Here is a 12100-nt window from a genome sequence, read left to right on the forward strand (position 1 = left end):
GCCGGCGCCGACCCGCCACGCCCGGCTCCGCCGCGCTCGCGATCGACGCTAGAACGCCGGCGCCGACCCGCCACGCCCGGCTCCGCCGCGCTCGCGATCGACGCTAGAACGCCGGCGCCGACCCGCCACGCCCGGCTCCGCCGCGCTCGCGATCGACGCTAGAACGCCGGCGCCGACCCGCCACACCCGGCTCCGCCGCGCTCGCGATCGACGCTAGAACGCCGGCGCCGACCCGCCACACCCGGCTCCGCCGCGCTCGCGATCGACGCTAGAACGCCGGCCAGGGAATCGGGCGGTGCCGGTTGGGGCCGGGCATGACGGGGTTGTCCAGCAGCGCGAACGCGCGCTTGCGCAGCGCCGCGATCTCGGCTCGGGTGATCCGCTCGGCCAGCTCGTCACCGAATGACCCGGCGACCGCCTCGGCGAGACCGGCCACGGCCTCCAGTGCCTCGTCGTCGACCGGCTTGCCCGCCCACCCCCACAACACCGTGCGCAGCTTGTTCTCCACGTGCAGGCACACCCCGTGGTCGACGCCGTAGACGCGGCCGTCGACGCCACACAGGATGTGGCCCCCCTTGCGGTCGGCGTTGTTGACCAGCACGTCGAACACTGCCATCCGACGCAATCGGGGGTCGTCGGCATGCATGAGGATGACCTCGTCGCCGGCGTAGTCGTAAGCGCGCAGCACCGGCAGGTAGCCGCGCCCCGGCTTGCCGACTGGAAACAGGTCGACCAGGTCCGGGCCGGGCGCCGGATCGGAGTCGGCCGCGTCGCCGGGCTGGTCCACCCACAGCTGCAGCATCCCTGGACCGGCGGGGCCGTCCCGAATCACCGTGTACGGCACGATGTTCCAGCCCAGCTGGCGCGACACCAGGTACGCGGACAGCTCGCGGCCGGCAAGGGTCCCGTCGGGAAAGTCCCACAGCGGCGCCTCACCCGCGACCGGCTTGTAGACGCAGTGCACGGTGGACTCGCCCAGTGTGGCTTCGCACAGGAAGGTGGCGTTACTGGCTGAGCGGATGCGCCCGAGGACCGTCAGCTCGCCGTCCCGAAGCACCTCACGCTCGTCAGTCCCGCTACTCCTCGGGCTCATCGTTCGGCCCGAGCAGCGCGCTGCGCCGGTAGCCGTTGGTGCGCGCGCAGATGTGCCCCTCCGGGTCCAGCGGCTCCTCGCACAGCGGGCAGGGCGGACGTCCGGCCGAGATGACCCGATTGGAGCGCGTGGCGAACTGGCGCGCGGACTCCGGCGTCAGGAACACACGAACCGCGTCGGGACCCTCCTCGGTGTCGTCCAGGACCACCGACGCGTCGAACTCGGCGTCGGTGACGGCGAGGAGTTCCACCACCACGGTCTGCGCCTCGGAATCCCAGCCCAAGCCCATGGTGCCGACGCGGAATTCCGCGTCGACCGGCGTGATCAGCGGGCTGAGGTCGTCGACCTCGGTGGGCTCGGGCGGAACCGGCGTGCCGAACCGGCGGTTCACCTCGAGCAGCAGCGCGCCGATGCGCTCCGCGAGCACCGCGACCTGTTGCTTTTCCAAAACCACCGACACCACGCGCGAATCGCCGACCGCCTGGATGTAGAAGGTCCGATTGCCAGGCTGGCCAACGGTCCCGGCCACGAATCGGTCGGGTGTGCGGAAAACGTGGATTGCGCGTGCCATGGCACTTCCAAAATACCGGCTGTTGCGGTCGCCGTGCGATCCGATCGCCGTTGTGGTCCCCGGCGGCGCAGCCGGGTCAATCCGTGGAGCCGCCGACGACCGCGTCACTCGAGGATGCCGCCGCGGCCTGCTCCGGTTGCGCCTCCCCGTCCTTCTTCGGTGGGGGTCCCGCCCGCAGCGCGGCCGACAGCCGAGCGCCGGTGTGGTTGACGTGCAACACAAACGGGCGCAGTTCGGTGTAGCGGATCACGCTCACGGAGCTCGGGTCGGCGGTGACGCGCTGAAATCCGTCCAGATGCATGCCGTAGGCGTCGGCGATCACCGCCTTGATGACGTCACCGTGCGTACACGCCACCCAGAGGGCGTCGCCGCCGTGCTCCGCCCCGAATTCCTGGGCCAGCCTGCGGTCGTGCTCGCGGACGGCGGCCACCGCGCGCGTCTGCACCTCCGCCAGGCCCTCGCCGCCCGGGAACGTCGCCGCGCTGGGGTGCGCCTGCACCACCCGCCACAGCGGCTCCTTGGCCAACTCGCCGATCTTGCGGCCGGTCCAGTCGCCGTAGTCCACCTCGGCGAGTCGCTCGTCGATGAGCGGCTCCAGGCACAGCGCCTCGGCGAGCGGCTCAAGGGTGCGCCGGCACCGCAGCAGCGGCGAACTGACCAGCGCCCGGATCGGCAGGTCACCGATCCGGTCGATCAGCCCGGCGGCTTGTTCGCGGCCCTTGTCGTCGAGGTCGACCCCCTCGGAGCGCCCGGCCAGGGTGCCCGCGGTGTTGGAAGTCGAGCGACCGTGTCGCAACAGGATGACGGTCATGTCGCGGGGCTTGAGCCCAGCCGCCGGGTCATCGCCGGAACCGCAGTCACGACGACGACCGTACCTGGTGTGGGCGGCCGCGACCGGACGAAGTTAGTGTGACACCGCCACGGCGTGCGCGACCGAATCGCGCACCGCGGCGGTCAGGCTGCGCGCGTCGGTGAGGTCGATGTCGACCAGGCTGCGCACCGCCCGCGCGACGACCTCCTCGGCCTGCGGAACCGGGCCGGCCAGCCGCGGCCGGTAAATTTCGACGACGAGCGATCGGTGTTCAATATGGAATGAAAAACTGCGTCCATCACCGACTTGCCCATACCCACTGGCGAAAATGCCCGCGGTCATGTCCTCGACAGCAAACTCTTTCTGTGTGATATGCCGGTCGGCGATGACGGTCATGACGCGACCATACCTCGCCACTCGGACTTGATGCATTCAACATGGCCATATTGGATGCGAAACCGTTCCTTAAGATTTCGCTTACGTGAGGGAAAATAATTGCTGTCACGGTTGATAGCGCTTAGACCGCCTGGCAGTCGGCACGCCGCGGGATTGTTCGCTTTGCTGGCCGCGACGGCGGTATTGCCGGCATGTTCATCGAGTCCGCTTTCCAGCGCGCCTCCGACCATCGAACCAGCGAAGGCGGCGCAGTCCCCACCGGTGTCGCAACGGCCGGCTGGTGCGGTCCGACCGATGGCCGGTCCCGCCACCGCCGCGACCTTCGACGGTGGAACACACCAGCTGGCGGTCCTGACGCCCGGCGCCGCCCCCGCCGCACCCGCCACCATCACAGCGTTCGCCGGCCCGGAGGCGGCGCCGCGGGTCTTCACCCTGCCCGGGCCCGCCACCGCGCTGACGGGCGACGGCCGCGGCGCCGCGTACCTCGCGACCCGGGGCGGCTACTTCGTCGTCGAGCTGTCGGACGGCCACACCGGATTCGTGAGCGTCGCCGGAGCGCAACAGGTGGACTTCACCGCCATCGCCCGTCGCGCCGACGGCAGGCTGGCACTGGGCAGCGCCGACGGCGCCGTCTACCTCCTGCAGGGGCCGGACAGCACCGGCGCGGCGGCGGCCGTCACCAGCCGGAACAAGATCTTCGCTCGCGTCGATTGCCTTGTGGCGCAGGGCAATACGACGGTGGTGCTGGACCGCGGACAGACCTCGGTGACGTCGATCAGCGCCGACGGCCACGCCGAACAGGCGCTGCGGGCGGGCGCTGGGGCGACCACCCTGGCCGCCGACCCCCTCGGGGTGGTGCTCGCCGCGGACACCCGCGGTGGCCAGCTGTTGGTGTACGGAGTCGACCCGCTGATGTTGCGCCAGGCCTACCCGGTGCGGCACGCCCCGTACGGCCTCGCCGGATCCCGCGAGTTGGCCTGGGTGTCCCTGACCGCTTCGAATATGGTGGTTGGTTACGATCTGTCCACCGGAATTCCCGTCGAAAAGGTGCGATACCCAACCGTGCAGCAACCGAACACACTGGCCTTTGACGAAACGTCGGGCACCTTGTACGTGGTGTCGGGGTCCGGTGCCGGAATCCAGGTCATCGAGCACGCGGCGAGCGCACCGTGACGAGCGGGACCGCGCCGCGGTGGAGTCGGCTGCCGGCCGGCTGGGAAGCCGAGATGTCGGACGAATACGAATGGGTGCCGCTGCGGCTGCCGCCGGACGTGACGCGGATCAGCGCGTCCATCCGGTTGTCGATCGAGGCGGAATACCGCGGCTGGGAGCTGACCCGAGTGCGGCTGTACACCGACGGCAGCCGGCGAGTGTTGTTGCGCCGCAAGAAAAGTCGCTTGGACAAGCGACTGCCCGACCAGCCCGAGCTGTGACTCCGGCCCCATCCCGCGGCCACCGGGTGTACGGCGTGGTCCGACGGCTGCTGTTTGCGGTCCCGCCCGAGAGCATTCACACGCTGGTTTTCGCTGTGCTGCGCGGGGTCACGTCGGTCGGCCCGGCGCGGCGGTTGTTGCGCCGGCTGCTCGGCCCGACGGATGCCCTGCTCGCCAGCACCGTCTTCGGGGTGCGGTTCCCGGCGCCGCTCGGCCTGGCTGCCGGGTTCGACAAGGACGGCCTGGGGCTGGGCACCTGGGGCGCGCTCGGCTTCGGATATGCCGAGGTCGGCACCGTGACCGCGCGCCCGCAGCCCGGCAACCCGGCGCCGCGCATGTTCCGGCTGCCCGCCGACCGCGCCCTGCTGAACCGGATGGGGTTCAACAACCTTGGCGCGGGAGCCCTGGCGATCCGACTCGCCCGGCATAGCCCCGATGTCCCGATCGGGGTCAACATCGGCAAGACGAAGACGACCCCGCCCGCCGAGGCGGTCGACGACTACCGCGCCAGCGCGCGGCTCGTCGGGCCGCTGGCGTCGTATCTGGTGGTCAACGTCAGTTCGCCGAACACGCCGGGGCTGCGCGACCTGCAGGCGGTCGAGTCGCTGCGGCCGATCCTCGCCGGCGTCCTCGCCGAGGTGTCCCGAGGCCCCGGCGCCCCCACGCCGGTGCTGGTGAAGATCTCGCCCGACCTCTCCGACTCCGATGTCGACGACATCGCCGACCTGGCCGTCGAATTGGGGCTGGCGGGCATCGTCGCGACCAACACGACCGTGTCGCGCGACGGCCTGCTCACGCCCGGCGTCGACGAGCTGGGGCCGGGCGGCATCTCCGGTCCGCCGGTCGCGCATCGCGCCGTCGAGGTGCTGCGCCGGTTGTACGGCCGCGTCGGCGGTCGCCTGGTGCTCATCAGCGTCGGGGGCATCGAGACAGCCGACGACGCCTGGGAACGGATCACCGCGGGAGCGTCGCTCTTGCAGGGGTATACCGGGTTCATCTACGGCGGGGGCTTGTGGCCCAAGCACATTCACGATGGCATAGCCCGCCGATTGCGCGACGGCGGCTTCGCCTCGCTCAGCGATGCGGTCGGTTCGGCGGCTTAAGCCGCTCCCCCAGCGTCCTCAGCCGCTCCCCCAGCGTCCTCGTCGTCCTCGTCTCCGTCTTCGTCGTCGTCTTCGTTGGGGGTGAGGAGTCTTTCGGGATGGTGGTAGGTGTTGGTGCGGGGTTGGCCGCGGTCTTGGTGGGGCGGGGGGATCCATTGGGTGGTGCTGTTGGGGTGTTTGCGGGTGGTCCAGCCGTTGTCGAGGAGGCGGTGGTGGGGTTTGCAGGTCAGGGTGAGTTGGTTGATGTCGGTGGTGTGGGTGCTCGCCCAGTCGGTGACGTGGTGGGCTTCGCAGTAATAGCCCGCCACATCGCAGCCCGGTGCCGTGCAGCCGCGGTCTTTGGCGTGCAAGACGATGCGTTGGCCTGGTGAGGCGAGCCGTTTGGTGTGGTAGAGCGCTAAGGGTTTGGCGTCGTCGAAGACGGCTAGATAGTGGTAGGCGTGGCGGGCTAGGCGGATGACATCGCTGATCGGTAGCCGGGAGCCGCCGGCGGTGTGGCCGGTGCCGGTGGCGTGGTGTAGGTCGTTGAGGGTGGTGGTGATGATGATGGTGGCCGGCAGCCCGTTGTGCTGGCCGAGTTTGCCGGAGGCCAGCAGGGCGCGCAGGGCGGTGGTGAGGGCGTCGTGGTGGCGTTGGGCGGCGCTGCGGGTGTCGCGCCCAGCGGCGTCGTTGGCGGCGGGTCCATCGACGACGGGTTGTTCGTCGTCGGGGTTGCACAGGCCGGGGGCGGCGAGTTTGGCGAGCACGGCTTCCAGGGTGGCGCGGGCTTCGGGAGTCAAGGTGGCGCGCAGTTCGGACATGCCGTCGGGGCCCTGGCGGCCGAGGGTCAGGCCGCGGCGCCGGGCGCGGTCCTCATCGGTGTAGGAGCCGTCGGGGTTGAGGCAGTCGGTGAGGGTGTCGGCCAGCCCGGCGAGGTGGTCGGGCCGAAATCCGGTGGCTAGGCGGGCCAGGTGGGCTTCGGCGCACTGCCGGGTGTCCACATCCACGGTGGTGGGCAGCTGATGGACGAAGCGGCGGATGACCCGGATGTGGGCGGGGCCGAGGCGGCCGTCGCGTTCGGCGGCCGCGGTCGCCTCGAGCAGGGGTGGCAGGGGTTGGCCGGTCAGGGCGCGGCGCGGCCCGAGGTCGGCGGCCTCGGCCACCCGCCGGGCGGCCTCGGCGCGGGTCAGCCCCAGCCGGTCGGCCAGCACGTGCGACAGCCGCCCGCCGAGTTGTTCGGGGTCGGCCTGCTCGCCCAGCTGGTTGAGCAGCTGATGCCCGGGCACCCGCAACCGGCGCCCCTCGACCTCAAGACGCTCCAACAACACCAACCGCTCCGGACACGTCAGGGCGTCATAGGAGTGTTCCAAGATCCGCGTGACCGCGGCGTGCAACGCCTCGAAATCCCGCTGCACCTCATCCCGATCACTCGAACTCATGTTCGAAACATTAGGCCTGTCCTCTGACACGAACCCACAATTTGTGACTCCCGAGCCGCTTGGGACGGAAGTTTTTCATGCGGCCGCCTCCGCTAGGCATATGTCGAACAGCCCCCGGATGTGCTTATGATCACAACGTCGGGTTCGGGGCCCCGAGTCGAGGAGACATCCATGTCCTTTTTGACGGCAGCACCCGAGGCAATTACGGCGGCGGCCGGGAACCTGGCGCACATCGGCTCGTCGCTACAGGAGGCAACCGCCGCGGCGTCTGGCCAAACCACCACGCTCGCGGCCGCAGCCGCTGACGAGGTATCCGTCGCGATCTCCCAGCTGTTCGGCACGTTCGGCGAGGACTTCCAAGCTCTGAGCGCGCAGGCGGCGGCGTTTCACAGCGCCTTCGTCAGCGTGTTGAACGGCGGGTCGGCCGCCTACCTGAGCACCGAGGCCGCCAGCGCCGAGCAGGTTCTCTTCCACGCCGGCGCCGCCGGCGTCCCCGCGGCCACGCTCCCGATCATCGGCGACCTGGGCGGGATCCTCGGTGGCGGCACGGGCGGCACGACGGGCGGGCTTCTCGGCGGCTTGGGCCCGATACTCAGCGGTAGCCCGCTCGGCCCGATCCTCAACGGCGTAGGCCAAGACCTCGGCGGCGTGCTGTCGGGCATTCTGGGCGGCAGCCCGGTCTCCCTGCTCGCCAATCCGCTCGGGCCGGTCCTGCAAACCCTCTCCGGAGCGTTTACGGACGTCCCGGGGCTGCAGGGACTCGGGGCCCTACTCCAACCCCTGCTGCAACCCGTCCTCCCCGCGTTATTCGCGCCCGGCGCACTGCCGTCGCCCGCCGGCGACCCGTGGGCGCTGCTGTTCGCGCAGACCGGGGCCAACCTGCAGAACCTGTACGCGACCTGGTCGGCCGACCCGTTCCCGTTCCTGCACCAGATCCTCGTCAACCAGCAGGGCTACGCGCAGCAGCTGGGCAGCCAGATGGCGTTCGCCCTGCAGAACTTCCCCACCACGCTGGCGAACGCGCCAGCGAGCCTTCAACTCGGCGTCCAGTCGGCGTTGAACTTCAACCCGGTGGCCGCCGCACAGGTCTTCGTCAACCAGCAGCTCGGCTGGGCCGGGACCATCACGACGTCGCTGCAGAAGGCGGGCGCGGACCTACAGACGACGCTGCCGGTGTTCCAGGCCGACATGGGGCTGGCCAGCCAGGCGATCGCGGCGGGTGATTACCACGGCGCGGTGCAGGACTTCACCCACGGCCTCTTGGGCCTCTTTGTCAGCGGATTCGACACCAGCAACCTGTCGAACATCACGGTGCTGGGCCCGGGTGGGGACCTGCTGCCCATCCTCGCCATCCCCGCGCAGCAGGCGCAGGCGTTTGCCGGTCTGTTCCCGCCCGGTTCGATCCCCGGCCAGATCGCGCACAACTACCTCAACGCGGTGTCCACGCTGACGAGCTCCACCACGTCGACGACCTTCGGGCTGAACCTCTTCAACCCCAGCGCGAACGTGCTGCAGGCCGATGCCTTCTTCGGGACGCCGTTGTCGCTTGCCTTCTCCGTTCTGGGGGCGCCGGTCTCCGGGCTGAACGGGCTCGCGACGGGCGCGACCGTGCTGTCGGCGGCCCTGCAATCCGGCAACGGCGCGGCGGCGGCCGGCGCGCTCTTCGACATGCCGGCCTACGGGTTGAACGGCTTCCTCAACGGCGAGACAATCGTCGACCTGGCCCTGCCGGTGAGCACGTCGACCGTTCTGCCGAGCTTCCTCGGTCCGCTTGGCCAGCCTCTCGCGGCGATCCTGGGCGTCGCCGGCATCGATCCCACCATCCCGATCGTGATCCACCTGCCGTTCGACGGACTTCTCGTCCCGCCGCATCCGATTTCGTCCACGGTGGACGTGACCGTCGGAGGCGTTCTCAACCTCCCGATCAGCCTCACACTCGGCGGCACCCCGTTCGGGGGCCTGCTTCCCCTGCTGGTGAACGACCTGCCGCGACAGCTCGCGACCGCCATCACGCCGTAAGAGCGATTTAGCTCTGCTCGTAGGTGGCGTGGATGACCGCGCGCGCGATGGCGTGCTGGAACAGGTTGAACCCGAGGTACGCGGGGCTGGCGTCCTCGGTCAGGTCGAGCTTGTCGACGTCGACGGCGTGCACGGCGACGTAGTAGCGGTGCGGGCCGTGCCCGGGAGGCGGCGCGGCGCCGATGTAGCGGCGCATCCCGGCGTCGTTGACCAGCGTCAATGCGTCGCCGGGCAGGTCGCTGCCGTCGCCGGCGCCCGCCGGCAGCTCGGTGACGTCGGCCGGCAGGTTCGCGACCGCCCAGTGCCAGAACCCGGATGCGGTGGGGGCGTCGGGGTCGTAGACGGTGACCGCGAAGCTGCGCGTCTCCTCGGGAAAACCCGACCAGCTGAGCTGCGGGCTGACGTCTTCCCCGCCGGCGCCCATGATGCCGCTGACTTGGGGTTTGGCCAGTGGCTGACCGTCGGTGATCGATTCCGAGGTCAGGGTGAACGTCGGCAGCTGCGGCAGCGAGGCATACGGGTCGGGCGCGGTGCTCATGAACGGTCCTCTCGTGTGATCGGCTTGCTCTAGCAGTGTGTCAGGAAGTGTGCCAGCACTTCGGTGCCGAACCTCAGCGCGTCGATGGGTACCCGCTCGTCGACGCCGTGGAACAGGGCGGTGAAATCCAGGTCCGGCGGCAGGCGGAGCGGGGCAAAGCCGAAGCAACGAATGCCCAAGCGCGCGAACGCCTTTGCGTCTGTGCCGCCGGACAGCATGTACGGCACCGTCCGGGCGTCCGGGTCGAGCGCCAGCAGCGCGGCGTTCATGGCGTCGACGAGATCGCCGTCAAAGGTCGTCTCGTACGAAGAGAAATCCCTGATCCACTCCCGGGTCACGTGCGGGCCGATCAGCTCGTCCACCTCGGCCTCGAACGCGGCCTTGCGGCCGGGCAGGATGCGGCAGTCCACCACGGCTTCGGCCGTTGCCGGGATGACGTTGGCCTTGTATCCGGCCTTGAGCATGGTGGGATTCGCGGTGTCGTGCAGCACGGCCTTGAGCACACGGGCCATCGGGCCGAGCTTCTCGATCATTCCTTCCAGGTCGGGCGAGTTCACGTCGAAGGAGAGGCCGGTCTCTTCGCTGACGGCGGTCAGGAACTGGGCGACCGTGTCGGTCATGACCAGCGGGAAGCGGTGCCGCCCCAGCCGGGCGACGGCCTCGGCGACGGCGGTGACGGCGTTGCGGTCGTGGGCCATGGAGCCGTGCCCGGCCGGGCCGCGGGCCGTCAGCCGCATCCAGGACAGCCCCTTCTCGGCCGTCTCGATCACGTAGAGCCGGCGCTCGCCCCCGTCGCGTCGCGGCACGGTCAACGAGAACCCGCCCACCTCGCCGATGGCCTCGGTGACTCCGTCGAAGAGCTCGGGCCGGTTGCGGACCAGCCACTGCGCCCCGTAATGGCCGCCGTGCTCTTCGTCGGCGAGGAAGGCGAACACCAGGTCGCGGGGCGGGACGATCCCGGCGCGCTTCAACTGCCGCGCGACCACGACCATCATGCCGACCATGTCCTTCATGTCGACCGCGCCGCGGCCCCAGACGAAGCCCTCTTCCACCGCGCCGGAGAACGGGTGCACGCTCCACTCGGCAGGCTCGGCCGGCACCACGTCGAGATGCCCATGGATGAGCAGGGCGCCACGCGAGCTGTCCGCCCCGGGCAGCCGGACGAACACGTTGCCGCGACCGGGCGCGCCGGATTCGACGTATTCCGGCTGATAGCCGACCTCGGCGAGCTGCTCACCGATCCAGCGGGCGCATTCGGCCTCTCCGCGCGTGGTTTCCGGCTCGCCGGTGTTGGTGGTGTCGAACCGGATCAGCCTGCTGACGACCTCGACCACGTCGTCGCTGGGGTTGACCGGGGCCTCCGCGGCATCAAGGGTCACAACCACCTTTCCTACCATCGGCGCCGCCGCGCGGCTCGCGGGCCGATCGGCACCCGCCTGGCTTGGGTCCGCGCAGCCCGATCCGCTAGCCTTAGCTGCCAACTCTGGTTGGTCTTGTCCGAGTGGCGGAATGGCAGACGCGCTAGCTTGAGGTGCTAGTGCCCTACTAATGGGCGTGGGGGTTCAAGTCCCCCCTCGGACACTTTTTGTGATGAGTCGGGTCATGGGTTACACATGAGTCGCGACATCGGTTACAGATTCCCGGCCATCGGCCGGGGTTTTTGTTTTGGTTCGGCCGGTAGTTTCGTCGGGGTCGATGTGGTGGCTGGCGACGAATTGGTAGCCGATTTTGCCGGTGACGGTGGCGGTGGCGGGGTGCTGTTGACCAGGATGCGCTAAACGACGGTTTAGACCATTACGGATAACACTGTCACCCACGCGAGAATCCGGGTCGCGAACGAACCACGGTAACTGTCATACACAGACCGAGAACCGATACCGAATAGAACCGGTGTTACACCCTCGAGGCTCGGGTGGATTCCGATGCGCAGCTGCGGCTCTACAGCTGGTCTGCCGCGATCGCGGCACAGGCGTCCTAGCGCCCTACGGCACCAACCGGGACAGAATCTGCTCGGTCGGCTGGCGACGGGCGTGGCGATACCCGGTCCCTGCCCACAAGTGCACCAACTCGGGATCGCCTGCGGCCGCGGCGGCCTTGCGCAGCGGACTGGTCGCGGCCGGCGGCGGCCGGTCCGGGGTCAGGGTTGCCGAATGCCCGCCCGCGACGGTCGCCTGCACCGCGAGCGCGTCCACGCCCGCCGCCGCGGCGGCCTTGGCCTCCTGAAGCGACGTGACCGTCTGCACCACCGTCGTTCCCGCGCGTTGTAGATCGCGGATGACTCCATGACCGGGGATGCCGAACGTGAAGCTGACCAACGGAACCGGCTCGGCACGCAGCAGGTCGATCTTTGGCGTCGAAGTAGTCGTCGCTGTCGATCGGTTCGGTGGGCAGCGTGATCCCGAAGCGATCCGCTTCGCCCTGCATGAAGCGGGCGTACTCGCGATAGCGGGCCGGCGAGATCGGCACCGGAGTCGGCACGAAGACGTTGACGCCGAACGGTACTCCCGCCTCGCGTACAGCGAGTACGTCGGCCTCGACGGCTTCGGGTGTCTTGTAACCCGTGGCCAGGAATCCCAACCCACCGGCACGGTGGGCGGCGATCACCATGGCAGGCGTGGTCGGGCCACCGGACATCGGTGCAGCGATGACGGGGGTGGTCAGGCCGAGACCGGCCAGTAGTGAGGTCATGACGCAACCAGGCTAGGTCTGTCTGCCTGC

At 69.5% G+C, this 12100-nt stretch carries 12 protein-coding genes, 1 tRNA gene and 1 pseudogene; 6 read left to right on the forward strand and 8 right to left on the reverse strand.

The annotated features are described in order from the left end of the window. Positions 1 to 268: 268 nt before the first annotated feature. The 4 genes from G6N56_RS05215 to G6N56_RS05230 all read right to left on the reverse strand — a co-directional run bounded on the left by G6N56_RS05215 (position 269) and on the right by G6N56_RS05230 (position 2871). On the reverse strand, positions 269 to 1093 hold the full coding sequence (locus G6N56_RS05215; protein WP_085254054.1) for an SCO1664 family protein: 825 nt from the start codon (positions 1091 to 1093) through the stop codon (positions 269 to 271). Next, complete coding sequence (locus G6N56_RS05220; RefSeq protein WP_085254055.1) at positions 1077 to 1664, reverse strand: DUF3090 domain-containing protein; 588 nt, start codon at positions 1662 to 1664, stop codon at positions 1077 to 1079. The genes G6N56_RS05215 and G6N56_RS05220 overlap by 17 nt, the downstream gene beginning before the upstream one ends. A gap of 76 nt (positions 1665 to 1740) precedes the next feature. Next, positions 1741 to 2475, reverse strand: coding sequence for a histidine phosphatase family protein (locus tag G6N56_RS05225; protein ID WP_085254056.1), 735 nt, complete (start codon positions 2473 to 2475; stop codon positions 1741 to 1743). 93 nt (positions 2476 to 2568) lie between these two features. Beyond that, a complete protein-coding gene (locus tag G6N56_RS05230; protein WP_085254057.1) occupies positions 2569 to 2871 on the reverse strand; it encodes a hypothetical protein in 303 nt (100 codons plus the stop codon). 153 nt (positions 2872 to 3024) lie between these two features. On the opposite strand from G6N56_RS05230, the gene G6N56_RS05235 reads away from it, so the two are divergent. From G6N56_RS05235 to G6N56_RS05245, 3 genes are read left to right on the forward strand one after another with little or no spacing between them, the layout of a single operon-like run. Continuing rightward, positions 3025 to 4044, forward strand: coding sequence for a YncE family protein (locus G6N56_RS05235; protein WP_085254058.1), 1020 nt, complete (start codon positions 3025 to 3027; stop codon positions 4042 to 4044). A gap of 53 nt (positions 4045 to 4097) precedes the next feature. Further along, the gene (locus tag G6N56_RS05240; RefSeq protein WP_085254106.1) at positions 4098 to 4304 is read left to right on the forward strand and encodes a DUF5703 family protein; all 207 of its coding nucleotides are present in this window, start codon (positions 4098 to 4100) and stop codon (positions 4302 to 4304) included. 26 nt (positions 4305 to 4330) lie between these two features. Then, positions 4331 to 5407: a quinone-dependent dihydroorotate dehydrogenase gene (locus G6N56_RS05245; RefSeq protein ID WP_163645199.1), complete on the forward strand. Its 1077-nt coding sequence runs from the start codon at positions 4331 to 4333 to the stop codon at positions 5405 to 5407. On the opposite strand, the gene G6N56_RS05250 is transcribed toward G6N56_RS05245, so the two are convergent. Continuing rightward, positions 5404 to 6825, reverse strand: coding sequence for an HNH endonuclease signature motif containing protein (locus tag G6N56_RS05250; protein ID WP_085254060.1), 1422 nt, complete (start codon positions 6823 to 6825; stop codon positions 5404 to 5406). The two genes, G6N56_RS05245 and G6N56_RS05250, sit on opposite strands and share 4 nt — an antisense overlap. 171 nt (positions 6826 to 6996) lie before the next feature. Here G6N56_RS05250 and G6N56_RS05255 point away from each other — a divergent pair, with 171 nt between their 5' ends. Further along, on the forward strand, positions 6997 to 8844 hold the full coding sequence (locus G6N56_RS05255; RefSeq protein WP_085254107.1) for a PE family protein: 1848 nt from the start codon (positions 6997 to 6999) through the stop codon (positions 8842 to 8844). Between the two features lie 7 nt (positions 8845 to 8851). Here G6N56_RS05255 and G6N56_RS05260 read toward each other — a convergent pair whose 3' ends face one another. Then, the gene (locus tag G6N56_RS05260; RefSeq protein WP_085254061.1) at positions 8852 to 9382 is read right to left on the reverse strand and encodes a YbhB/YbcL family Raf kinase inhibitor-like protein; all 531 of its coding nucleotides are present in this window, start codon (positions 9380 to 9382) and stop codon (positions 8852 to 8854) included. 29 nt (positions 9383 to 9411) lie between these two features. Then, entirely contained in the window at positions 9412 to 10779 is a 1368-nt protein-coding gene (locus G6N56_RS05265; RefSeq protein ID WP_085254062.1) for a M20/M25/M40 family metallo-hydrolase, read from the reverse strand. 98 nt (positions 10780 to 10877) lie between these two features. Between G6N56_RS05265 and G6N56_RS05270 the strand changes: the two genes are divergently transcribed. Beyond that, positions 10878 to 10963: transfer RNA gene (locus tag G6N56_RS05270), tRNA-Leu, on the forward strand. Positions 10964 to 10995: 32 nt separating this feature from the next. Next, positions 10996 to 11160, forward strand: a complete 165-nt coding sequence (locus tag G6N56_RS05275) for a hypothetical protein (protein WP_158090671.1) — start codon at positions 10996 to 10998, stop codon at positions 11158 to 11160. Positions 11161 to 11364: 204 nt separating this feature from the next. Here G6N56_RS05275 and G6N56_RS05280 read toward each other — a convergent pair. Beyond that, positions 11365 to 12070: pseudogene (locus G6N56_RS05280) on the reverse strand (nitronate monooxygenase). Positions 12071 to 12100 lie beyond the last annotated feature (30 nt).

It is taken from the genome of Mycobacterium saskatchewanense, assembly GCF_010729105.1.
Taxonomy (GTDB): Bacteria; Actinomycetota; Actinomycetes; order Mycobacteriales; family Mycobacteriaceae; genus Mycobacterium; species Mycobacterium saskatchewanense.